Here is a 23,869-nt window from a genome sequence, read left to right on the forward strand (position 1 = left end):
ACTTCCTGTACTACTGCTTGTTCTTCTTCGCGGCCCGACCTGCCAGCTTCTTCGTGTACTTCTCGATCGCCTGCTCGTAATTTGAGGGGAAGTTTTTGTTGAGATCGTTTTTGGCTTTGGCGAGATCTTTCTCGGGAAGATTTCCCCAGCTCCCCTTGTTTTCGAATCGCTTCTTGTCGGTTTCACCGGGAGCTTCCTCCCCTTTGACACGGCTGTCATCGGCCGCCCCGTCGGGAGAATTGCTGTTTCCTCCCTGTCCGTCGCCCCCCCCTCCGCCACCGCCACCTTGCTGTTGCTCAACCTTTTTGATGATCTCATCAAGGTTCGCGATAATCCGTTCCTGAACTCCCTGAACTTTGTCGCCGGCGCGGCCGAGGTCCAGACGGCGTTCCGAATCGGCCATCAGGCGGGCCAGTTCACCCAGCGACTTTTCCTCAAGCCCTTTTAGGTCGCTCTGCATCAGTGTCGCAGTCGCCGAATACCGGACCGGGACCCGTTCTGTATTCGTCAGCAGTTGCTCAATGGCATCGAGAGCCGGTTTCAGTTCCAGCATCCCCTGTGCAGCCACCGCCTGGAAGAAGAAGAGCGATGAGGGATCGACCACTTGCCGGGGATCGACGCTTTTCAGCACTTCCCAGGCTTCATCGAACAATCTGCGTTCGACGAGGTGGCGACCGTAAAACAGATTCATGTTGGCCTGAAAGAATGGCCCCTGTGTCGATTGAATCAGAAAATCCGCCCGCGGTGGCAGGGGGCTCTGCGGTGGAGTGTTGCATTCGTTAACGAGTCTCATGACTTCGGGTTGAACGAGTGCGAACGACTGAATGACTCGTTCCAGCAGGAGGTCGGCACTCGTCGAAGCATCCACCCCGGACCAGATGGCCATCACCTGGTCACGTTGCGCTTCAGGAAGCCCTTGCTCACCCAGCCACGCGAGAACGCGATTGCGTGCTTCGTCCGCACTGGAAGGAGTGTAGACTTCAGCCGCCGACCAGGCGACCCCGCCCAGCAACGTCAGCAGGCAAACACCGCTTACGATCGCCCTTGAGCATGATGCAAGTCTTCTCATAAGTCCCTCGTTCAGGGCCGCGCCCGACAAAGCTCTGGCAACCATACGACCGTAGCGCATGACATGCCAAGTATACCCGTACAGGGAAGGTTGAGGGAATAGGTGGGAAGAATCTCTCCACCCGGGAATTGAAGATTCCCGTAACCTTAAATTTGAGCCGCAGTTGAGCAAACGCGGGAACATCGGATCGCGTCTCCTTGACGTTCCGGTCCACTTGATCGACCACGGAGGCGGTCGGAATAGAATGAGGCCGAAAACCACCGCGACCGGAGCGTCAGGACCGTACTACAAAACCGCCGGGAAGGCGTCGGACAAGACGTTTCATTTCGAGAACCGTGATCGTCGACAGGACGCGAGAAGCCTCGATATTGGCCGCACGGATGACCTCATCAACAGGTGTTGATTCGGCAGACATCAGGTTGAGAATGAGCCGTTCCTGGTCCGAAAGTGTCAATTCTGCCGGTTTTCGTACCGTTTCGGTTGGTGTCCGCTTGACCGGGGCCACCAGCGGCCCGAGAGCGTTCAGCACGTCATCCACATCCCGGATCAGTGTCGCGCCGTCGCGGATCAGGTCGAGACACCCCAGGCTGGCCTCGGAATCAACGCGACCGGGCATTGCGAACACGTCCCGGTTCTGTTCCATCGCATGCCGCGCCGTGTGCAGGGCACCGCTGCTGCGTCCCGCCTCAATGAGGACGACGCCAAGGGACATCCCGCTGATGATCCGGTTTCGCTGGGGGAACAATCCGGATTTGGGAGTCTGATCCATGGGCGATTCGGTAATCAGGCATCCCTGTCGCGTAATCGCCTCGGACAATTCACGATGCTCGGGGGGATAGATGGTATTCAGTCCCGTGGCGCAGACTGCAATCGTTCTTCCACCCGCCTCCAGTGCCCCTTTGTGAGCTTCCGCGTCGATTCCCCGCGCTAGCCCGCTGACGACGGTAATACCGACCCGGGCGAGGGCCTGTGCCAGCCGGTTTGTCTGCTGCCGACCGTAGCTGGTGCAGTGTCGAGAGCCAACCACCCCGATCGCCAGGGCATCCGCTTCCACAAGGGTCCCCTTGCAATAGATCAGCGTCGGGGGATCTGGAATTCGACACAGCCCTGCCGGATAAGTGGGGGTGTCGCGAATATGGAGAGAGACTCCCGCCGAGCGGGCTCGCTCAAGTTCCTGGAGTGCAGCCGCTTCGGTACCGTGAGTGACGAGCGACATCGCCAGCCGGGGACCCACGTTTCGGACCGACTGCAACTGTGACACCGACGCCTCGAGGATTCCACGAGGCGAGCCAAAGCGTTCCAGTAAGAGCTGGTAGGTGCGGGGTCCCAACCCCGGAACCAGATTGAGTCTCAGCACATCAATCAAATCACGTTCGGGATCGGGCGCGTCTGCATCAGGCTCTGGGAACAGCTCTTTGACCATTCATCACTCGTGCGAAGAACTTCCGTCGCGTTGACGTCTGATGGTGGCCAATCCCCGTCGAATTCGTCAACCCTGGATCGGGCGAGTGGCATCCCTGAAACGGAGAATCGGCCTGACAGAGGAGGCTCATCCCGTCCTGTGTGTCGCGGACTGGTGGGCCTTACGTTGCCCCATCCGGTTCGGCGGCAGCACCCTTGTCCTTCTGCGTCGACTCGTGTGGGTCTCGCGTAAATTTTCTCGTTTTGGCGAGTTCTTGCGGGACGAACTGGATCAGATTCACTTCAATCCGTTCGACTTTCGAAATGTCGTAGTTTTGCCGGGCCAGAGCGACCACCTGATCGACGATCTCAGTCGCGCGCTGCGAGTCTTCTCCGGGGGGAAAATCGACCGTCATGGAAACACGCAGCGTCCACGGTCCCCGTCCTTTTTCACGCCCCCCTTCGACATTGGGTCGCGCATGCCTGAACTGTCGGCCAATTGCTTCTCGCAGCGATCGGAAGGGCTTGGTCTGCTGATCCCAATAGACAAACAGCAGCGCCGTTGCCGTTAAACCAATCAGAATCAGACCGAACACCACGTACTGGCCAGAAATCGAATTTGTCCGTTGTGATGCGGGAACCGTCGAGCGACCTTGTTTGTTGTCAGCCTCGCCCGGTGAATCTGGAGAGCGGCCCGTCATTCTTGCATGAGTCCAATCAAAAGTGCCCGCATGGGAATAAAACAGAGCAGCCCGTAAGCCAGACCGATCACCCCTGTAACCCCGATCGTAATCATTACCGGCAGCCATGTCTTCAGTCGGGCCGCCTGAAGTAGCGCACGACGACGGTACATTTCCGATAACTGCCTGAGCGTCGGAATCAGTGTCCCTTGCCGTTCCGCCGTCGAAATCATCCATCTGGCAAGGGGTGGCAGTAATCTGGAAGACTCGAGCGCCAGGGGAAGCGGGATTCCTAGTTCCAGCTTTTCGCAAACCATTCGTGATTCCTGGTGCCAACCTGCGTGATCGACGGAATCAGCCGCCAGGCGGAACGCGCGCGGCAAAGGAGCCGCATGTTCCAGTTGCATGGCCAGAAGCTCGGTGAACTGTGCCCAGTTTTGACTTTGACGGATGGAGGCGACGCCTGGGACCCATCGGAACGAGGTCATCCACTGCCATAATCCCCGGGTGACGTTCTTCCGTAACAGAGCCGTAACCACAACCACGGCCAGCACGACTGCCGGAATCACCAGGGTCACATACGTCTTGTGCTGATCCAGAAACTTCAAACCCTCGATCGGCCAGAGATAAGGTAATCCTAGACCTTCAATCCCCCTCAGCAAATGGGGAAGAAAGAAAGTCAGAAACCCGGCCAACAATCCATAGCTGATGACACCGCAAAACAGAGGATAAATAATCGCCAGCCGGATCCGTTGACGTGTCTCCTGCATGACCTGCCCCGATGCGGCCATCGATTCCAATGCATCGGGCAGGCGGCCTGACGACAACCCCGCTTCCATGACAGCCGTATAAACGGGCGAAACGGCCGGGCCTTCCAGAGCCAGTGCATCCGGAAGCGAAGTCCCTTCGGCCATGCGTTTCGACAAACGTTCCGAGAGCCCCCCCAGTCGCGTCCCCACATTTCCCGCCAATCCCTTCAGCCCCAGTTCCAGCGGAATTCCGGCCTTCACCAGCGCTGCGATTTCGCGATTGAGCAGAATCAAATCATCCAGCGACGACGAAGATTGAGTCATGGATAACTTTTCTTTGAACGACGGTGTCGGGACCGGCTGCAACTGAGTGACACTATCCTAAAGACATTCTGTCGCTTTCTCCAGAGTCGAAACCGCCGGATGGAAAAGAATTGTGTCCACGAGGTCTTCCCGTCCGACTTGTCCTCATCGATATGATTCTACCGATCGTGGTCATTCCCTCACGACAGAGTCTGCCCCGCAACAAACGGGGCCTGGTCTTTCGGGGGGGAGTCCACGGGAGCGACATCGCAGCAGAGAACGGGCACGAACCAGCAACGGGCGAGACCCCTCTTCGGAGGGGACCTGCCGTAACAGGACCATTCCCCGATTTGGAAAGCACGATGATGAACGCACAGACTCATTTGCCCAGCTTTCACGAGGATGTTGAGCTGGCCGGGCATATCATCGACAGCCTGCTCTTACCGAAAGTGCTGGACGAAATCACCTCGCTCGGCGGAGATTACCAAAGCCAGGAGATCCGCATTGGTCACAACCGGCGTGACCCCAGTTACGTCCGACTCACGGTTTCGGCCCCGACCCAGGAATCGCTCGAACAGATCCTGACTTCCATTGGTCAGCACGGTGCGGTGCCGGTTCAGCACCACGACATCCGTCTGGTCGCCGCCGATATTGAAGGGGCGTTTCCCGAAGGCTTTTACGCGACGACGAACGAGCCGACCGAAGTGCGCTGGAGCAACAAATGGATTCCTGTGGAACGACAGGAAATGGACTGTGGAATTTGTTTTGACCCGAAGCAGGAAACCGCCCGCTGCGTGGCAATGGCGGACGTAAAACGAGGTGACCACATCGTGGTCGGACGACTGGGAACACGCGTCCATCCCGTCGGTCGGGACCGACTGTCGACTCATTCGTTTGGATTCATGAACAGTACGGTTTCCAGCGAAAAACCCAAAAATCTGACTGTCCGTGAAATTGCAGAACTGATGCGCCGGGCAGCGAGTGGACAGGGACGAATTCTGGTCGTTGCAGGTCCCGCCGTTGTGCATACGGGGAGCCGGGAACTGCTGAGCTGGCTCATCCGTCGCGGCTACGTTCATGTCCTGTTCGCCGGGAACGCTCTGGCGACACATGACATCGAACAATCCTTTTACGGAACAAGTCTGGGCATCTCGATGGAAAGCGGGGGAGGAAGCGAAGAAGGTCACGAGCACCACCTGAGGACCATCAATCGGATCCGGCGACTAGGAAGCATCCAGCAGGCTGTCGAGCAAAAGGTGCTGACAAACGGAATCATGTACGAATGCATTCAGCACAAGATCCTGTTCGTGCTGGCGGGAAGCATTCGGGACGATGGCCCCCTGCCCGATGTCATTACCGATTCGCTTGTCGCTCAGACCCGGATGCGCGAGCTGGTTCAAGGAGTCACCTTCTGCCTGATGATCGCGACGACACTCCATAGCATTGCCGTCGGGAATTTGCTTCCCTCGTGGGTCAAAACCGTGTGCGTCGACATTAATCCCGCGACAGTCACCAAACTCGCGGATCGGGGTACGTTTCAGTCAGTGGGTCTGGTGACAGATGTAGAACCATTTCTACGTGTCCTGGTGCAGGAACTGGGTGGGATGCAGGATTAGGCTGTTCACCTGCTGCGTACCAACAATCCGGTATGCAACTCACTCTGGCTGAGGGGGCTGATCATCGATGAAGCGTGACTCCAAGGCCCCCCTTCCGACAGTTGTCAGACGTCGTCCCACAGACGCCACCGGCTTGTTTTGGGGGACCCATGGCGCGAGGCGAATCTTCGTGTCCACCCTGTTCGCTTAGAAAGGGGACGCCCGACGTCGTCGTGACCTCCACGACCGTCGAAAGGACAGGGCCCTTTCGCCTGAGGCCGTCATCACCTTGAAACGAGAAGTTTTTTGATGAAGTTAACCAATACCAACAGAATGGATCCAGACACCCAGGCAGCCCCGGTTGACGCCTCTTCGTGCACTCGGGTGAGCAGAAGTTGAAAGAAGATTGCCTCAGGCTCAACGCTCATCCGCCCCGTTTCGTACCTCGCGCTGCGAGCGTCTACGGTCGGGACATCTCCGCTGCGGCGCAAGCCATTTCTGCATGGAACACCTGTCGACTGTGAAGCGGACCGAGAAAATTCCAGACCGGAGTAGGACTGCCACGCGTGCAAACTCCGCAGTATCATCCAATTCTGTGATCGGATGTAGAAAGCTGTCTCAGACACCGGAGAATGCGGAATGCACTCAAACTTTCTTACTATGGACGATGGCACCCGAATCTACTTTAAGGACTGGGGACGTGGTCAACCCGTCGTCTTCAGTCACGGATGGCCGCTGAGTGCCGACGCATGGGATCCACAGCTCTTCTACCTGAGCGAACGAGGATACCGCGTCATCGCTCATGACCGACGCGGGCACGGACGATCCAGCCAGCCCTGGCTGGGAAATGAGATGAACACCTATGCCAAAGACCTGGCAGAAATCGTCCGAACACTCGACCTGAAGAATGTGATCCACGTCGGTCACTCGACCGGGGGCGGCGAGGTGGTGCGCTACATCGGCCGGTATGGCACCCGACATGTCGCCGCTGCCGTTCTGATTGGCGCCGTTCCTCCCTTGATGTTGAAAACGGACAAGAACCCCGGCGGCCTTCCCCTTGAAGTCTTCGATGAAATCCGTCAGGGAGTCCTGAAAGATCGGTCTCAGTTCTTCCGGGATCTGACCACACCGTTTTACGGAGCCAACCGTGACGGCTCGAACATTTCTCAAGGAACGATCGACGCGTTCTGGCTGCAGGGGATGCAGGCGGGTCTGAAGAATGCTTACGATTGCATCAAGGCGTTCTCTGAAACCGACTTCACCGAAGATCTGAAGAAAATCAACATCCCGACACTGATTATTCACGGTGACGATGACCAGATTGTCCCCATCGACGCATCCGCCCGGCAGATGGCCAAACTGGTCAAAGGATCAACTCTGAAGGTCTATCCGGGCGCTCCGCACGGACTGACCTTCACTCACAAAGACCAACTCAACGCAGATCTGCTGGCCTTCTTTAAGCAAATACGACAGCAGCAGTAACAGTCCAGGCCTCCCCGCCCTCGAAGTGAGATCCACAACCGATTCCAAGCCTGTACGACAAAGGAGAAAGATCATGTTCAAAACAAAAAACGATCTGCCTGAATCAACCCGCGTCAAAGTGATCGAGTTATTGAACGCCCGATTGGCGGACTCCATCGACCTGCAAACACAGGCCAAGCAAGCGCACTGGAACGTCAAAGGGCCTCACTTCATCGGCCTGCACGAGCTGTTCGACAAAATCAATGAAGAGGTCGAAGACTACGTCGATGACATTGCAGAACGCGCCGTCCAGTTGGGGGGCGTCGCGGAAGGAACCGCCCGTGTCGTCGCCAAACGGAGCACGCTGCAGGAATACCCACTGAATGCGGTCGATGGACGAACGCACGTCGATGCACTCTCGTCAGCACTGGCGGCCTTCGGAAAAGTGATCCGGCAGGGGATCGACCAGGCCGACGAACTGGGAGATAAAGACACCGCGGACCTGTTCACGGAAATCTCCCGTGGCATCGACAAGTCGGTCTGGTTCGTCGAAGCCCACCTGCAGGCCGAGCGATAATCACTGGAAACTCCCCACAGACCTGGGGAAATCGACCAGATTGCAACCTCGGGGGCCGCATGACTGCGGCTCCCGGGAGAGAGGCAACGCCTCAGCCATTGCCGCTCGTGCCTCAGTGTTCCGGTTGCGGGATCGACCCGACGGACCACCCAGCGGTGATTCGCCGATAGATCCTCCTCAGTAACTGTCCGATACTGTCGATGATGGCATAGGTCACCGGCGTGACCAGCAGTGCCAGTAACAGGCTGAATGATTGCCCGCCGATAATCACCTTGGCCATGCTGGCGCGGGCTCCCGCACCGGGACCTCGCCCCAATGCAATCGGGACCATGGCGGCAATCAGCATGACGGTCGTCATCAGAATCGGCCGCAACCGGGTGTGATTGGCTTCCATGATCGCGGCGGTCCGTTCCATGCCGCTGGCGCGCAATTCGTTCGTCTTGTCGACTTGCAGAATCCCGTTCTTCTTCACGATTCCGATCAGCATGAACAGTCCGAACATCGCGTACAAATCCATCGGCGTGCGGAACATCAGCAGCGACAGCAATCCAAACGGAATCGTCACTGGCAATGCCGCCAGGATACTGACCGGGTTGAGCCAGCTTTCGAACTGAGCGGCCAGGATCAGGTACATGAACAGGACACTCAGCCCCAGAGCCACCATGAAGTAATAACCGGTCTCGCCCAGCATCTTCGCCTGCCCGCCGAATGTCACTTCGTATTCGGGCGGGAGGTTGAGTTCACGGGCAATCACCCGGGCCTGCTGAATTGCATCATTGAGTGAGACCTTGTCGGGATGAGCCAGCAGCGTGACAGTCCGCTGGCGGTTGAACCGATCGATCTGGCTTGGGCCCCGTGCTTCCGTGAGCGTTGCCAGACTCGAAAGCCGGACCTGGCCTGCCGTTGGTGAGGGGATCGTGAGGCTTTCCAGACTTTGCGGAGTCGCACGGAACGGCCGGTCCGCCCGCAGCCAGACGTCGTACTGCTCAGTCCCCTCTTTGTAGCGGGATACAATCTGACCGCCGACGAGAACATTCAGGCTGTTGGCGATGGTCTGGACGGGAATTCCCAAGTCACTGGCCCGATCACGATCGATTTCGACCTGCACCTCGGGCTTTCGCAGAGCCAGCGTCGAATCGACATCGACGAGACCCGGAATCTGCCGAAGTCGCTCAATAAATTGTGACGAGTATTCGGCGAGTTTATCAATGTCCGGTCCCTGGATACTCACTTGGAACGTACGGCTATCCTGTCCCGTCGCCCCGATCGCCGAAACATCCGAGACGGCAGTTCGCAGGTCGGGATAGTCACGAAGAATCTCGCGGGCTCGCTCCATCACTTCGAACTGGGTGTACTCACGCTCTTCGAGTTCCTTGATCCGGAAGTAGATCGACCCCCGAGTCACATCCCCCTGCCCCTTGCCCGATCCTCCCGTGTTCTGGCCGATGATGGTGAATCGATGCAGAACCCCCGGTAACTGGCTGAGTCGCTGCTCGATTTCGGTAAGCACCTGATCAGAGCGTTCGAGCGTGTAGCCTTCCGGTGTGATGTATGACACCTGGAACTCACTCTGATCATCCCGAGGAACGAGGTTCACCCCCAGGTTAGCGGCAATCGGAATTGTCGACAGAAAAGCCAGCAGACTGACTGCCATCGTGATGATGGGATGTCGCAATGACCAGGCGAGCACGAGGCCGTAGTAGTAGTCAACGGTTCGATAGATGAAGCCCCCCTTCGATTGCGTATGCCCTGCCTCGTTCGACTCCAGCTTCAGGAAGTGGGCACACAACATGGGAGTGAGAGTGAACGAGACAAAGAGACTCATCACAATGGCAAACGCCACCGTCAGACCGAAACTGCTGAAGAACCGTCCGACGATGCCTCCCATAAACGCAACCGGAACGAAAATCACGACCAGCGAAAGACTGGTTGCCAGCACGGCCAGAGCGATTTCTCGCGTTCCGTCGCGCGATGCCGTGAATGCGTCCTTCCCGTACTCTTCCATATGCCGGAAGATGTTTTCATGCACCACCACCGCATCATCGATCACGATTCCGATGGCCAGAATCAGGGCCAGCATCGTGATGTTATTCAGCGTGAAGCCCATGTAGTGCATAAAGAGAAACGTCGGGATAATTGACGTGGGAATCGCCATGGTGGCAATCACCGTGGTTCGCCAGTCACGGATAAACAGCAGGATCGTGGCTGAAACCAGAACGGCCGCCAGCAACAGATGGAAGTTGACTTCGGCCATCGACTCGCGAATGAACCGAGCCTGGTCCTGAATGATTTCGACCTCGATGTCGGCTGGCAGAGCCTGCTTGATCCGAGCGAGACGGGTCTGCACCGCGTCTGAAATGGCGACGGTATTTGTTCCTGATTGTCGTTGTACGAACAGGCTCACGGCATTCTGTCCGTCAAGTCGGCTCAGTCCACGCGGTTCTTCCACGGAATCTTCGGCCCGGCCAATGTCCTGAATCCGGATCGGATGACCTGAGCGATTGGCCACAATCAGTTGATTGAACTGCGCAGCCGTCTGCATTCGCCCCAGTGTTCGCAGCACCAGTTCCCGCGAGCCCTGATGGACGATCCCGCCGGGGACTTCCATGTTCTGAGTCACCAGGGCCTGACGAACGTCCTCAACCGACAGATCGAACGCGGCAAGTTTCTCTGTGTTGACGATTACGTTAATCGCGCGCGTTCGAGCGCCCGAAAGGAACACGGCACCGACCCCTGAGACGGTCTGCAACTGCTCCTGAATCTGCCTTTTGGCGATCTCCGTCACTTCCCGGACATCACGTCGCCCGGAAACGCCGATCGTCATGATGGGTGCCGCATCCAGGTCGAAGCGATTGATGACGGGAGGTTCCATTCCCTGGGGAAGTTGATTGAGGATTGACGAAACCTTGTCGCGAACTTCCTGTGCGGCGACATCGCCGTCTTTGCTCAGTTGAAACTGAATGGCGATCGTGGCCATCCCTTCACGTGTCGTCGATCGCAATTCTTCAATACCCGAAACCTGGTTGACCGCTTCCTCGATCAGCTTGGTAACCGTCGATTCAATTTCCTCGGCGCTGGCTCCCGCTAGACGAGCGGAAATCGAAACCGCCGAAAGGTCGACTTTCGGAAACAGGTCGACCCCAAGGCTGTAGTACGAGACCACCCCCAGCACGACCGGAATCGCCACGAGCACCCAGGTAAAGACAGGGCGACGAATGCAGATCTCAGCGATATTCATAATGTTTCTTTTTCGTAGATCGGTCTGCGAGGGGATGCTGAGCACTAACGGACTGTGATGTCGTCTCAAGCCACTGGGGATTCGGTTATGAACAGGATCTCGCTGGCTTGAGTGCTCTGAGGGCGTTCATTCAGGTGATCGCCAGAGCCCACTGACAGGCAACGCCGTTTCGCGTCCTGTTCAGGGCACGAGCAGCGAGTGGCCGTTCCCGCTATTCCAATTTGGAGTCGGTCGCACCGTCCGGATCTGACGTGGTGGAATCGTCCATACTGCGGCGATCTGTCACCGGAGTCTGGTCCGCCAGCATGGTATGGCCACTGGTGATGACCCGTGCATCGGCAGGAAGTTCGGGCTCAACGACTTCTACCCATTCCGTGGTTTGCGTTCCCAGCGTGACCGGAATCTCTCGGGCCTTCCCCTGTTCCATCACGAAGATCTTGGTCACCCCGGCAAATTGAACGACGGATGTCAGCGGGACCGTCGCCGCCTCGGGGTCGATCCGCGTATGAATGGCTGCTTTGGCGAAACTGCCTGGCTTCAGTATCCCGTTGGGGTTGGGAACCTGAATTTCGACCTGAAAGGACCGCGTGGTCGCATCGACCGTGGGATAGATTTTCGTCACCGTGCCCGTAATGGGCTTCCTTGACGAGGCTGTATAGACATTCACCGGTTGCTCAAGCCTGACATCGGCACTGTAACGTTCGGGAACCGGAACCCGCAGTTTCAAAATCTGATTAATCACCAGGCGGAACAGTTCCGAACCGGGCCGTACGAGTGTCCCTTCCGACACGGATCGCTGTGCAATCACATAGGTCAGGTCATCACCTCCCGGCAAGGTAATCGTCGGCGTCGGTACCAGGACCCTGGTGTTGGCCAGTTGCTCACGGGCGACATCCAGTCCGACCAGTTTTAACTGGATCGTCGCCAGATCCATTTCCGCCTGCAGGATCTGGTTTTCGTACTCCGCTTGAGCTGTCCGATATTCGCTGGCCGCATTCTCGGAGTCTTCCGCGCTGACCGTTTTTGAGGCCGCCAGTCGGCTGATCCGGTCGTTACGCGCCTTGGCATGCTCCATGATGGACCGAGCCTTCGCGACGAAAGGAATTCGGCCGAGGTCAAACGACTTCAGAGGAGATTCCTTCAAGCCCAGTTTGGCGAGTTCAACATGCAGAGCTCGCTCGGCCTGCTGAACAGCAAGTTCATAGTCAGTGGAATCGATTTCGAGCAGACGCTCGGACGGTTTCACTTCGTCGGCCACATCATGCAGTACCTGGCGCACGCGACCTTCGACACGGGCAGAGATCGAAACTTCCTCGAAACCGTACAACGTTCCAAATGCTTCCACGGATCGCTGAACCGAACGAATCGCGACAGGTTCCGCAGTGACCACAACCTCCTGCAGATCACGTTCCTGTGCGAGCGTGTGAGAGGGTAACGTTTCTTTGGGATGCTGGTTTGCCTGCATGTTGGCTACGTACCAGCCCGCAACAAAAGCACAGCAGGTCAGCAAGAATCCTGCAAGCTTTCGCAGGAATGGGGTCTGGGGAGCGGGGTGGGGCGCAGGGGACGCCGTAGCAGGGGAAGACTCGGGCTCGGCCGCATCCATGCGACCCGGGTCTTTCGAAGTGGGGTGGAGTAGAACCTGACCCATAGCGGCGTCCTTATTACCTTAATAAATCTCAGGGCGAGTTCAGTCGTGGCCCGCCAACAGTTGGACCTGAAGTCGCCCTGCACGGGCAATTTTCCGGAACAGGACCATAAAGATTTCCTGCTCGTCCTCGGTCAGCGCACCGAGCATTCCTCGAAGTAATCGCAAATTGGTGTCCGTCAGCGATTTGTACATCTGCCGGCCGGTCGGGGTCAGCTCGATCTTGACGACTCGCCGGTCAGCATCGGAGCGAAGGCGGCAAGCCAGCCCCTTCAGTTCCAGGTTGTCCGCAATACTCGTGACGGAATTCACCGCGAGATTCAGGTATTCCGCGATTTCGCGCATCATCTGGGGGCCTTCCTGCCCCAGCAGCTCGATGACCCTCAGTTCCTGAACGTGAAGTTCGGTGTGAGGGCCATTTGCAACAGTCGCGTTCACACACTGAAATTGCTTCAGGATGTCCTGGACGACGACTTGCAGATCCACAGCGCGATCATCGATTGTCTTCATCACAACTCATTGGCGAATTATTCGATCATGGAACTATTTACTGACCGCAATATCCGGGCATTCGGCTTTTTGTGTCAAGATGGTCCTGTCCACTGCGACAGAAATTCACATCCAGTTCACATCCGCGCAGGCAGTTGTCATCCCACGGCAGTGAGTATCAGACTTTTCCACGTGACGCAGGAGGGCCTTGTGGACCCGTCAGCAACCGCTTCAGGTTGCGATTGATTCGCTGCAGCATGTCCCCCATCGGATTATCGTTGATCATGTAGGTCCATGTGGAGGAAGGCCCCAGCAGCCCTTCCTCGGCCAGATCAATCCCCTGCGATGTCAAACGGATTGATTTCAATTTTGAAATGACATTTCGGTCGATGCGTGCGGTAACGTCCCGAAACCCCCGCGTCAGTTCTCGATGAAACTCATCCAGCGGATTGAAGCCCCCCATGCTGATCAGATGGATCTGATCCCGTAGTTGAGCGGCGTGCGCAAGGTGCTCGGACCAGCACTGGTCGATTTGCCAGAGCGTAATTTGCCGTTCGGCTTCCCGGACCACGTCCTCACCCACGTCATTCGCCATGCGCTCGAAACATTCGGGGTCGACATTTTGCAGGAGCCGCGGCGTCACACTTCTCTGCAATAACTGGCTGCGTCGCTGCTGGATTGTGCGACGCTGCTGCTCCAGGCAGAACGAATACCGTCTCAAGGTCCGGCGAATCTCAAAGCATTCCCCTTCAATCACGCGCTGAATGTGCTCGATCATCTGTCCCGCACTCGGATCGACTTCGCCACTGGTTGCGTGCGGATTGTGACTGGCAGGCAGCAACTCACCCAGTCCATACCGGGCCATCAGATCGTCTTCCAGACTGACGAAAAACTGTGTCTGGCCAGGGTCCCCCTGCCGTCCCGCTCGGCCGCGTAACTGGTCGTCGATCCTTCGCGATTCGTGGCGATTCAATCCAAATACGTGCAGGCCCCCTGCCGCGAACACCCGCTCGCGGTCGCGCTGATCGCTTCCCCCCAGACGAATATCCGTTCCCCTGCCCGCCATATTGGTCGAGATCGTCACTGCCCCCCATGCCCCTGCCTCGGCGATCATTCTGGCCTCATCCCAGTCGTTTCGGGCATTGAGCACCTGACAGGTGACTCCGGAATTGCTGAGCATCTCGGCGAGAATTTCTGATTCTTCGACACTGGACGTCCCCACCAGAATGGGAGTCCCCGCACGATGCAGCGGCACGATTCGGGAGACCAGCCCGAGAAATTTCGCGTGCCGACGGGGGAAGATCTGGTCGGGAAGGTCCTGCCGGATCGAAGCTCGATTCGTTGGCACGACAACGACCTTCAGCTTGTAGAACTCAAACAATTCATCGGCAGCGGCCTGGGCCGTCCCGGTCATCCCGCAGCGCTGGTCATACTGCTCGAGAAAGTGCTGAAGCGTGATGGAGTTCAGAATCCTTCCCTGTGGCTGGATCTGCACTCCTTCTTTGGCTTCGATGGCCGCCTGCAATCCATACGGCCAGCGGCGATTCTGTGCAATTCGCCCCGTCAGTTCATCAATCAGCGCAATACCGTCGTTGCGGACAAGGTAGTCTTTATCGCGATGCAGTAAGACCTCAGCCTGTAGTGCGAGATTCAAGCGAGTCAGCAGATCAATGTTCCGCTCGTCGTACAGGTCGCCGCAGCCCAGCTCACTTTGCAATCGGTTCAACGCCGACGTTTGAAAGCTCACATTCCGTGATCGCTGGTCCGTCGCATAGTCCCGCCCCGGACGAAGCTGGCGAATCATGTTCGCAAGCCGATACAGGTCCTGCACGTGTTCCGGTTCCGCCGCAGCAATCACCAGCGGCACCCGGGCCTCATCGATCAGGATCGAATCCGCTTCGTCAACGATGGCGCAGTGGAAGCCGCGATGGACCATTTTTTGTGGGTCCAGACAGATCTGATCCCGCAGAAAATCAAAGCCCGCTTCTTTCGCCGTCACGTAGGTGACATCACAACCATACGCCTGCTTTCGAGCAGACGTTTCCATTCCCTGGACGACATGGCCCACTGTCAGCCCGAAATAGTGATACGCGGGGCCCATCCATTGTGCATCTCGTTCGGCCAGGTAGTCATTAAATGTCAGCAGATGGACTCCTCGTCCCACGCAGGCGGTAAGGATCGCAGGAAAAATGGCAGCGAGCGTTTTTCCCTCACCCGTCTGCATTTCGACGAGCTTGCGATCGTGAAGTGCCACCCCTGCGAGCAACTGGACATCGAACGGAGCCAGTCCAACTGTCCTTCTGGCAACCTCACAGATGACGGCATAAGCCTCAATCAGGATGCCCGTAACCGACACGCCCTCTCGGACACGGTCCCGGATCGACGTGGCCCGTTGGCGCAGTTCGTCTTCTGTCAGTTCCGCCAGCGGCAGCGACTGCTGACGAATCTGAGCCACGCTGGTTTCGTAATTGCGATTGCTCAGCCGGATTCCCCCGTTGCTGAGGCGCCTCAGGGTGGTGAACAAATTGCGAAATGAGAAACGCATCCGGCACTCCAGCACGAAATGTTTGCAGCAGAACGATGAACGTGGGCGGACCGTCACCTGGGCGCGCTCCGTCGGCGTACCGATCTGTTCCTGTCCCCCGTTGCGATGAGGTGGACCACATCATTGTCGCAGCGAAGGCAACCCTGTGTCCCCCAGCACCCATTGTCTCGTTATTCCGTTGCACCGATTTTTCGCCGCTGCCCACCTCCGGCGTATGATTCAGGTAGAATGCATTGAACAGAGACTCCCGTCATTCGCAGGAAATCCGTCCCCTTGACCGACGACGCGTTCGCTCGTGGGGGCGCGAAAAATCGGGCTACGGCCACTGGCAGTCTGTTTGTTCATTTCTGTTTGTTCATTGGGGTTGAGGGCTCAAATATGGTACTGTCCCACGAGCGCACGCGATGTGCCTCTGTCCCTGCCATTTGAGCTGCTGTTGAAATTTGGGCAGAGAGAAGCGATTTTTCCCTTCGTCGATCCAGCACAATCGCGTGCCATGAGAATTGTTTTCCATCTGATCCGATGATCGCATTTACTGAGACCGCAATATGTCTGGCGCTGATTATTCACCTGAGGAACAACGTAGACGCAAACTTGCTGCGGATTGCTTCAATCGAGCCACACAGGCGATGGCCAAGCAGAACTGGGACTATGCGGTCGAAATGTTCGCGACGGCCGTCAAAATGGTTCCCGATAACCTGATGTATCGACAGTCTCTGCGAGGCTGTGAACGGAAGAAATACAAAGACAACAAGACCGGCGCAAGCATGGCGTTCCTCAAGCTATCGAGCGTCAGAGGACGTATTCGCAAGGCCCGCAGTGCCCAGAACTGGGTTGATCTGGATCAGGCCGCCGAAGAAGGCCTCGCCATCAATCCCTGGGATGCTCAGTTCAATGCCGATCTGGGGGACGCCGCCCGTGAACGAGGATTCCTCGAGATCGCCGCGTTCGCCTTCGAACAGGCAACCAGTCCTGACAGCGCGCCGGAGAACAAGGATTTCCTGATCGCACTCGCGGAAATCTACGAACAGCGCAAGAACTTTACGGCGGCGATCAATACGCTCGATAAGGTCATGAAGCTCGATCCGCTCAATGGTGCAGTGCGGTCGAAGATCCAGGCACTCGGCGCCAATATGACCATTCATCAGGCCGGCTATGACGAAGCCGAGTCGACGAAGGAAGTGCAGAATACGGCTCCGAAACAGGGTTATGAACAGTCCGTCAAAGGGGACGTCAAAACCAATAAGCAGGTGCTGGGACCGGGCGAATCGGTCGAAGCAGACCTGCAGCGAATGATGAGAAAAGAGCCCCAGAACGTCGCGCACTACCAGAAACTGGCGGATTACTACCGCCGCGAAGGACGACTGGAAGAGTCTGTGAAAACCTACAAGCAGGCTCTGGACGTCAGCGGCGACGTCAATATTCGCGAACAGATGGAAGATGTTGAACTGGACATGGTCCGGCAAAACCTGAACTTCGCCAAGGAAGCAGCCGCACGGGATCAGAACGAGACCTCCCGGGCGATTGTTTCAGAACTGGCCAACGAACTGCTGCTGCAGGAAATCGAAGTCTACAGCCGGCGAGCGGACCGCTATCCGAATGATCTGAAGCTGAAGCACGAACTGGCCAAGCGGTTCATGCGATGTAAAAAGTACGACAAGGCCATTCCTCTGCTGCAGGCCGCCTCGAAAGATATCCGGCTGGAGGCACAGGTCCTCACCAGTCTGGGGTCGTGCTTCCTGGCCAAAAAGCAGAACAACCTCGCCAAAAGGCAATTCGAGAAGGCCCTGGAAAAGCTCAGTTCCACCGAAAACCCGGGTCCCTTCAAGGAATGCAGTTACTACCTCGGGCGACTGGCGGAAGAAGCCTCGGACAATTCTGCCGCCGAAAAATACTACTCTGATATTCTCGCCATCGACTATGGTTACAAGGACGTGGCTCAGCGACTGACCGAAATTCAGGGTGGCGACGACGAGTCCGCTCATATCGATATGGACCACGGCGACGAAGTCTGAAATCCACTTCGCCACCACCGCTGAAGGCCGCCTGCCTCCGCAGCAGACCGACTGTACCCTGATCAACTTTCAAACGCGTCCTCATCCCGCATTCGTCGGATGAGGACGCGTTTGCGTTTCCTCGGGCCCACCTCCTGCCCTGTCGCTCTGATGGTGCAACTTGCGAGTCGTTCCGAGTAAACGGCCTAAGATGAATGTGCGCCCCCCTTGGGCTTTTCCGCCTCGCAAGTCCGCTTTTTCGAAGATTATTCCGTTGGCAGGAACCTGATTTGCGAAACAATAGCCCGGCGGAAGAGGAGTGTAATTCCTGCAGACGGATGGTGCTGCTGTGGAATCAGGCATCGTGCCTGAGTAAAGAGAAGTTCACAGTCGCACGCTACCGCGAAACCGGAGCACAAACTACGATGCAGTAATCGATTGCAACTTGCCCTCGACGCAAGTTCCTGACGCGGCACGATGTTTGCCGCTCGGACCTCATTTGAATCTTTCCTTTGCGGACCCCACTTGGCCATGGTCAATAATGAATTGCTACGTCGTGATGTACGCACGCTGGGTGACATGCTCGGCGATGTCATCCGCGAGCTGGCAGGAGAATCGGCGTTAGAGCGAGTTGAACAGATCCGCAAGGTGGCCCGCGAACGTCGATCCGGCGTGGAAGAAGCCGAGGGTGAACTCGCTGCCTTGATCGAGGCGCTCGACGAGCCCACCGCCCGTGACGTCACGCGCGCCTTCAGCATCTTCTTCGATCTGGCCAACATCGCAGAGGATCGGCACCGGGTGAGGATTCTGCGCTCACGAGAGCTGGAGCGCCATCCACAACCTCGCAGTGAGTCGATCGGAGAGGCGATTGCGAAATTGAAGGGAGCGGGCTTCACGCCGGTCGAAACGCAGTCGGCACTCGATCGCCTGGCGATCGAACTGGTCTTTACGGCGCACCCCAGCGAGGCCAAGCGTCGCAGCCTGCGCGTGAAGCTGCGCCGCATGCGACAGGCTCTTGAGGACCTCGACCTGGCGGACCTGCTGCCTCGTGAGCGCCAGAAACTGGAAAACCTGCTGCGCACCGAGATGACGGCGCTCTGGCAGACCGAGTTTCTGCGTCCCAACCGTCCGACGGTCCTGCAGGAAGTTCGCCGGGGATTGACGATTGCCCCGCGCCTGTGGGAGGTCGTCCCCGGCATCTATGATGATCTGCGACGGGCCCTGGAGGTCTCTTACCCGGGAGTCGAGTTCCGTCTGCCGCTCTTCCTGAAATTCGGTTCATGGATCGGCGGAGACCGAGATGGACATCCCCATGTCACCCGCGACGTCACGGCCCAGACTCTGTTGTGGCTGCGCGAGGCCGCCATCGAAGCCCATTTGAAACAATGCCGGCAACTGTCCGAGTTTCTCTCAATCTCGACGAAAGAGTCCTCTCTGGGACCGCAACTGAATGACGAGTTTGATGCGGCCACAAAGAAGTGGCCCGTCATTCTGGAACGTGTCCAGACGATCCCCAGCACCGAATCCTGCCGTCTCTGGCTCGCGGTGATCGAATGGCGTCTTGAACAGTCGTTCGGCACTTCGATCGGCGAGAAATTGCCCGAAGGAGCCTATCGTGACGGAGCTGAACTCGAACAGGACGTCCTCAAACTGGTCAACAGTCTTGAGGGCCTGGGGACGCTGCATCTGATCCGAAACGAACTGCTCCCGTGGCTGGATCTCGTCCGCGTTTTCGGACTGCACATGAACCGACTGGATGTCCGTCAGGATGCCCGGCGACACATCGAAGCGCTGACAGAAATCTTCGCCAAGGCGGGTATTACAGCAAACTTCGAAGCTCTTCCCGAAGAGGAACGCCAGGAAGTCCTCACGCGGACCATGCCCTGGAAAGAGGAAATCTCTCACGACGGTCTTTCACCCCATGTGGTCGAGACGCTGGAACTCTTCCGGCTGCTGCATGCAGCCATGGCCACATTCGGTCCGAGCTGCGTGGGGAGTCACATCATCAGCCTCACCAGCGCGCCCAGCGATATGCTCAGCGTACTCTGGTTGTGGCGGTGGGCTCAGTCGGTGGGCAATCCGCCAGGGACCGACGTCGCCAACCTGGAAGACCAGTTAGCGATCGCACCCCTGTTCGAAAAGATTGGTGATTTGAGACGCGGACCAGAAACACTGGAAGCGATTCTCAAGCACCCTGTCTACGCCTCGCACGTGCAAAAGCTCGGGTCACGCCAGATCGTGATGGTCGGATATTCGGACAGCACCAAAGATGGTGGATACTTGGCCGCCTGCTGGGGACTCTATCGATCCCAAAGCGAACTGCAGCGTACGGCCGATCGCTACGGCGTCAAATTGACCTTCTTCCATGGCCGGGGTGGTTCGCTGGGGCGAGGCGGGGGACCGGCAGCTCGTGGAATTTATTCGCTCCCCCCCGAAGCACTCGACGGCAGCCTCAGACTGACCGAACAGGGCGAAGTCCTCGCCGAACGCTACGACGATGACCAGATCGCGTATCGGCATCTGGAACAGGTCACGTCCGCCACGCTATTGGCCAGTGCACTTCCCGCACGCACGGCCAAGCCCGCATGGTCAGTCATCATGGAGCAACTCTCGCGGCGTTCTTATCAGGCCTACCGCGAACTGGTGGACCAGCCAGGTTTCATCGAGTTCTTCAGCTCGGCCACACCAATCGATGAGATTGAAAGCCTCAACATCGGCTCACGACCGGCCCGACGCCGTGGTGAACGGACGTTGGCGGATCTGCGGGCAATCCCCTGGGTCTTCTCATGGACGCAGAATCGATCGATGATCCCCGCCTGGTATGGCTTGGGCACCGCATTGACCGAAGTACTGGAAGAACGCCCCAACGACTGGCAGACTCTCTACGAGATGTACCGTCAGTGGCCGTTCTTTCAGGCAACCATCGAGAACGCTGCTCTGGCACTGGCCAAAGCGGACGAATTCATCTCATCCCGCTATGCCGATCTTGTCCAGAACACCGAAGTCAGGGACCTGCTCGGGGGATTGATCGATGTCGAACGGGATCGATCACGGAAGACGATTCTCGCCCTCACCGGGGGAACAGATTTGCTATCGGCCACTCCATGGCTGCAAGCATCAATTGACGCGCGCAATCCCTACATTGACCCTCTGAATCTCATTCAGATTGAACTCGTGCAGCGCCGCAGAAGCCTGCCCGCAGACACGCCCCCTGAAGACGCCGAGCGACTGGGAGGATTGCTGCGTCTGACCGTCCAGGGGATTGCCGCCGGAATGCGGACCACCGGTTGATTCAGCGAGTTCCTCTGCAACCTCACCAGCAGGGGCTGATCGCAATCTCGGGTCGCCCCGGTTGTCGCGTCTTCGTGGCGACCGGGGCGGCGCAGCCGCAAGAGATTCCTCAACACCCTCAACGCCGTTCTTAGTCACCCCGTTCCCCGTCACCGTGCACCAGCCCACCGTGCACCAGCCCACCGTGCACCAGCCCACCCGGCCTGGCTCACGACGACTTTTGCCAAGTCACGGAATTCATCACGCAATCGGGAAAACCCGGCAAGAGAGCCTCCAGGACCGAGGGTTATGCTGCCGCGCGACGTCGAGGCAATTCCTTCTGGCCAGCAGTCGTGAAGAGACTCATCTGCAACCGCCAGAAATCCGTCGGCTTGCCATAGAATTCGAGGAATTGACGAGCGTCGTCGCCAACCTGTTCCAGCACCCACGCACGCGTCGCTGCCGGCCATTCGATCGGGCTGCGGAACTTCTGCCGCAGTCCCAGGCGTTTCATCATCCAGTTCCGGGTCGCCTCGGGGAGCTGATTCCAGCAGGGGCTGGCGAAACGGTTCGACTTGAGGAAGTGCAGAACTTTCGAATCTTGTCGTTTTGACTGGCCGGAATTGAGTCGAATATTGGTCGATTCGATCTGAACACCCGGATCGACACCCAGAAATTCAAAGCATCGGGCGAGTTCCGTGGCGGGATCCCTTTCCAGATCCTCCAGGAACATCACCTTGATCTGAGAATCGGAAAACTTGCGGCGGAAGGTCTGAATCCGCTGCCAGTACAGCGTATCCTTGAGCATGTTGGGAAGGGTCCTGAGTGCCTCATCGATCCGCGCCGGGGGTTCAATCCCGTACTTGTATCCGCTGTCATGCATCTCCCGGAAACTCGATTCCAACCGGGCAAACGGGTCACGCGCGATAAAGATCAGGCGAACGTCAGGAAAATATTCCATCAAACGGTCGACGACGACTTCGCCATATTCTTCCGTCGAGTAGACGGTACTCCCTTCTCCGTGCAGTCGTTTTTCCGCGACACCATCAAACAGCTTCCAGTAAGAATCCCACCCACGATGGTACTCGTTGGCAAAAAAACTGGGTTCCTTCATGATGGCATCGTGCGGATTGGGGATCCCGATTTCCGGATGCTCGGCGAGCATTGCACAAAGCGATGTCGTGCCACATTTGCTGAAGCCCGGGACAATAAAATCAATCTTCATCGGTTCAGCACCTTCAAAGTAGAGCACGACAAAACAAAGTACAGCGATGTCGGACGCGCTACGCCGCGCGTCGGGCTTTGATCTGTGGTGTTACTTCCAGATTCGCCGCTGCAACCGTCGAATCCAAAGCGACGCTCAGGCGGCTCCAGACGGCTTCCGAACTGGCCCATCCATTCATTCGTTCCCGGGCTCGTGTGGACATCGCCCTGTAAGCATCCGGATCCGATTTGGCCATTCGGTAACTGGCCCGGATCTGCTTCACCAGCGACGGCCAGACAATTCTCGCCCAGGTGGTCCGACAACGCAGTTCGGGATCATGCGGGAAGGCGGCTGGTTCAGGGTGCGATTCGACCACGAAGCCGACTTGATCGTCGAAGTAGTCGGCAATGGCCGTATGACAGGGTGAAATTGCGGGCCGGGCGGCCGCCAGGTAATTCATCAGCGGCAGGCAGTTTCCTTCCGCACGGGTTGTCTGAATGTAGAACGTACTGGCGGCGGCCAGGTCATGCAGTTGGCTTTCCGTCAGGAATTCCGTGATGAAGATCAACTTACAGCGATGAGGAATATTCCGGTCGCGGTAGTAATCGAGAATCCCTTGCGCCGCATCAGGGCGGCTGGCGGCCAGCTTGACCACCAGCGTTGCATCTTTGCAATCTCCCAGCGCCATCAGGAAGCCGGTGAGAAGGTCCGACCAGTTCTTCCGACCGTCCTGCGGATTGAAGATGCTGGTGTAAACAATTCCCGACAACTCAATCTCGGGACTGGTACGATAAAGAGTCGAAAGCTTCGTCGGCCTCAGAGTCGCATGGTACCCCGCCTTCAACGCACGCTGACATCGCTCGTAACGCTCGTAGAGCGACGAACCAACCACAGAACGAGTCACATTGCGAATTCCAGCTTCAATCGCCAGCCCCCATCGCTTCAGCCCCGAAGGAGGCGGCTTGGTCTGCTGTCGAGCAGGTAACCGACGAACCTTTTCGGGTGTCGCCGGGATGTCCTGGGGCAGAACCATGGCCGGGATTTCCATGCTGACAGACTGCTGTGGCGCCCATTCTCGAAGTTCGAAGTAGGGGTCCGGTGTTGGAACAGGAACGATGTGCATGGGCACTGTGATCCCCGCATTTCGAAGTGCGTCGAACGTGAACGGCCCTCCGACGAAGACCGCCTTGCATTGGGCAGCCACATCGGGCCACTTATTCTGAGGATTGTCGTCGAATGCCTCATTGGGAATGTCCGGAAATTCCCAGGCGGGGACGACAATGTTCGGAGCGGATTCCGTCAGGCAGACATCCTGAAACGGCAGGATACTGACATGAACGGGTTCCAGATTTCGATTCCGCATTTCCTGGATGGCCGCTTCCAGATTGTTGCGGGGATCGGGAATGACATAGACCTCGCCCCAGCGGCTGAGCAGTGGAATGAACAGGTTCGCCACGATGTCGTGGGAATAACCCGCGATACCCAGGTTCAGCCCCTTGCAAGCACCCGTATTGTAAGACGTCAGCAGCACGGCCATCCGTTTCGCTGCAGGAGCGTCTGCAGGGTGATTGTGAGTCGTCACGTCAGTGCAGTCCATAACGGTTTGTCTCTTTCGGACAACTGCGAGAGTTAAGTGTCGGTTTCAG

General features: G+C 57.5%; 15 protein-coding genes. 5 read left to right on the forward strand and 10 right to left on the reverse strand.

Annotated features, from left to right (window positions below):
* Positions 1 to 10 precede the first annotated feature (10 nt).
* The 4 genes from ACGY09_RS10280 to ACGY09_RS10295 form a co-directional block, all read right to left on the reverse strand.
* Positions 11 to 1,069: a hypothetical protein gene (locus ACGY09_RS10280; RefSeq protein ID WP_397571475.1), complete on the reverse strand. Its 1,059-nt coding sequence runs from the start codon at positions 1,067 to 1,069 to the stop codon at positions 11 to 13.
* A 274-nt stretch (positions 1,070 to 1,343) separates the two neighbouring features.
* Positions 1,344 to 2,492: a DNA-processing protein DprA gene (dprA, locus tag ACGY09_RS10285; protein ID WP_373650355.1), complete on the reverse strand. Its 1,149-nt coding sequence runs from the start codon at positions 2,490 to 2,492 to the stop codon at positions 1,344 to 1,346.
* Positions 2,493 to 2,652: 160 nt separating this feature from the next.
* Entirely contained in the window at positions 2,653 to 3,171 is a 519-nt protein-coding gene (locus ACGY09_RS10290; protein ID WP_373650354.1) for a hypothetical protein, read from the reverse strand.
* Positions 3,168 to 4,223 carry a type II secretion system F family protein gene (locus ACGY09_RS10295; RefSeq protein WP_397571476.1) on the reverse strand — a complete coding sequence of 352 codons (1,056 nt, stop codon included), beginning with the start codon at positions 4,221 to 4,223 and terminating at the stop codon, positions 3,168 to 3,170. The genes ACGY09_RS10290 and ACGY09_RS10295 overlap by 4 nt, the downstream gene beginning before the upstream one ends.
* A 341-nt stretch (positions 4,224 to 4,564) precedes the next feature.
* Between ACGY09_RS10295 and ACGY09_RS10300 the strand changes: the two genes are divergently transcribed.
* From ACGY09_RS10300 to dps, 3 genes are all read left to right on the forward strand, one after another.
* Positions 4,565 to 5,818, forward strand: a complete 1,254-nt coding sequence (locus tag ACGY09_RS10300) for a TIGR00300 family protein (protein WP_397571477.1) — start codon at positions 4,565 to 4,567, stop codon at positions 5,816 to 5,818.
* A 618-nt stretch (positions 5,819 to 6,436) separates the two neighbouring features.
* Complete coding sequence (locus ACGY09_RS10305) at positions 6,437 to 7,279, forward strand: alpha/beta fold hydrolase (RefSeq protein WP_373650350.1); 843 nt, start codon at positions 6,437 to 6,439, stop codon at positions 7,277 to 7,279.
* Between the two features lie 25 nt (positions 7,280 to 7,304).
* On the forward strand, positions 7,305 to 7,835 hold the full coding sequence (gene dps, locus ACGY09_RS10310) for a DNA starvation/stationary phase protection protein Dps (protein ID WP_375314958.1): 531 nt from the start codon (positions 7,305 to 7,307) through the stop codon (positions 7,833 to 7,835).
* Between the two features lie 112 nt (positions 7,836 to 7,947).
* Here the strand turns inward: dps and ACGY09_RS10315 are convergent, their stop codons facing one another.
* The 4 genes from ACGY09_RS10315 to secA2 form a co-directional block, all read right to left on the reverse strand.
* Positions 7,948 to 11,073 carry an efflux RND transporter permease subunit gene (locus ACGY09_RS10315; protein ID WP_397571478.1) on the reverse strand — a complete coding sequence of 1,042 codons (3,126 nt, stop codon included), beginning with the start codon at positions 11,071 to 11,073 and terminating at the stop codon, positions 7,948 to 7,950.
* Between the two features lie 211 nt (positions 11,074 to 11,284).
* A complete protein-coding gene (locus ACGY09_RS10320; RefSeq protein ID WP_397571479.1) occupies positions 11,285 to 12,724 on the reverse strand; it encodes an efflux RND transporter periplasmic adaptor subunit in 1,440 nt (479 codons plus the stop codon).
* Positions 12,725 to 12,763: 39 nt separating this feature from the next.
* Complete coding sequence (locus ACGY09_RS10325; protein WP_397571480.1) at positions 12,764 to 13,231, reverse strand: MarR family winged helix-turn-helix transcriptional regulator; 468 nt, start codon at positions 13,229 to 13,231, stop codon at positions 12,764 to 12,766.
* Between the two features lie 157 nt (positions 13,232 to 13,388).
* A complete protein-coding gene (gene secA2 / locus ACGY09_RS10330) occupies positions 13,389 to 15,755 on the reverse strand; it encodes an accessory Sec system translocase SecA2 (protein ID WP_397571481.1) in 2,367 nt (788 codons plus the stop codon).
* Between the two features lie 548 nt (positions 15,756 to 16,303).
* Between secA2 and ACGY09_RS10335 the strand changes: the two genes are divergently transcribed.
* Both ACGY09_RS10335 and ppc read left to right on the forward strand, forming a co-directional pair.
* Entirely contained in the window at positions 16,304 to 17,770 is a 1,467-nt protein-coding gene (locus ACGY09_RS10335) for a tetratricopeptide repeat protein (protein WP_373650344.1), read from the forward strand.
* Positions 17,771 to 18,280: 510 nt separating this feature from the next.
* A complete protein-coding gene (gene ppc, locus ACGY09_RS10340) occupies positions 18,281 to 21,040 on the forward strand; it encodes a phosphoenolpyruvate carboxylase (protein WP_397571482.1) in 2,760 nt (919 codons plus the stop codon).
* A 286-nt stretch (positions 21,041 to 21,326) separates the two neighbouring features.
* Here the strand turns inward: ppc and ACGY09_RS10345 are convergent, their stop codons facing one another.
* Both ACGY09_RS10345 and ACGY09_RS10350 read right to left on the reverse strand, forming a co-directional pair.
* Complete coding sequence (locus ACGY09_RS10345) at positions 21,327 to 22,244, reverse strand: sulfotransferase family protein (RefSeq protein ID WP_397571483.1); 918 nt, start codon at positions 22,242 to 22,244, stop codon at positions 21,327 to 21,329.
* Positions 22,245 to 22,302: 58 nt separating this feature from the next.
* Positions 22,303 to 23,820, reverse strand: a complete 1,518-nt coding sequence (locus tag ACGY09_RS10350; RefSeq protein ID WP_397571484.1) for a glycosyltransferase — start codon at positions 23,818 to 23,820, stop codon at positions 22,303 to 22,305.
* Positions 23,821 to 23,869 lie beyond the last annotated feature (49 nt).

The organism is Schlesneria sphaerica (assembly GCF_044336245.1).
Classification (GTDB): domain Bacteria; phylum Planctomycetota; class Planctomycetia; order Planctomycetales; family Planctomycetaceae; genus Schlesneria; species Schlesneria sphaerica.

Bases quoted from the DNA above. Each gene is read 5' to 3' on its own strand.
- ACGY09_RS10300 (WP_397571477.1), top strand. From the start codon at position 4,565: ATGATGAACGCACAGACTCATTTGCCCAGCTTTCACGAGGATGTTGAG.
- ppc (WP_397571482.1), top strand. From the start codon at position 18,281: ATGGTCAATAATGAATTGCTACGTCGTGATGTACGCACGCTGGGTGAC.
- ACGY09_RS10280 (WP_397571475.1), bottom strand. From the start codon at position 1,069: ATGAGAAGACTTGCATCATGCTCAAGGGCGATCGTAAGCGGTGTTTGC.
- secA2 (WP_397571481.1), bottom strand. From the start codon at position 15,755: ATGCGTTTCTCATTTCGCAATTTGTTCACCACCCTGAGGCGCCTCAGC.
- ACGY09_RS10335 (WP_373650344.1), top strand. From the start codon at position 16,304: ATGTCTGGCGCTGATTATTCACCTGAGGAACAACGTAGACGCAAACTT.
- ACGY09_RS10305 (WP_373650350.1), top strand. From the start codon at position 6,437: ATGCACTCAAACTTTCTTACTATGGACGATGGCACCCGAATCTACTTT.
- dprA (WP_373650355.1), bottom strand. From the start codon at position 2,492: ATGGTCAAAGAGCTGTTCCCAGAGCCTGATGCAGACGCGCCCGATCCC.
- ACGY09_RS10345 (WP_397571483.1), bottom strand. From the start codon at position 22,244: ATGAAGATTGATTTTATTGTCCCGGGCTTCAGCAAATGTGGCACGACA.
- ACGY09_RS10315 (WP_397571478.1), bottom strand. From the start codon at position 11,073: ATGAATATCGCTGAGATCTGCATTCGTCGCCCTGTCTTTACCTGGGTG.
- ACGY09_RS10295 (WP_397571476.1), bottom strand. From the start codon at position 4,223: ATGACTCAATCTTCGTCGTCGCTGGATGATTTGATTCTGCTCAATCGC.
- ACGY09_RS10320 (WP_397571479.1), bottom strand. From the start codon at position 12,724: ATGGGTCAGGTTCTACTCCACCCCACTTCGAAAGACCCGGGTCGCATG.
- ACGY09_RS10350 (WP_397571484.1), bottom strand. From the start codon at position 23,820: ATGGACTGCACTGACGTGACGACTCACAATCACCCTGCAGACGCTCCT.
- ACGY09_RS10325 (WP_397571480.1), bottom strand. From the start codon at position 13,231: ATGAAGACAATCGATGATCGCGCTGTGGATCTGCAAGTCGTCGTCCAG.
- ACGY09_RS10290 (WP_373650354.1), bottom strand. From the start codon at position 3,171: ATGACGGGCCGCTCTCCAGATTCACCGGGCGAGGCTGACAACAAACAA.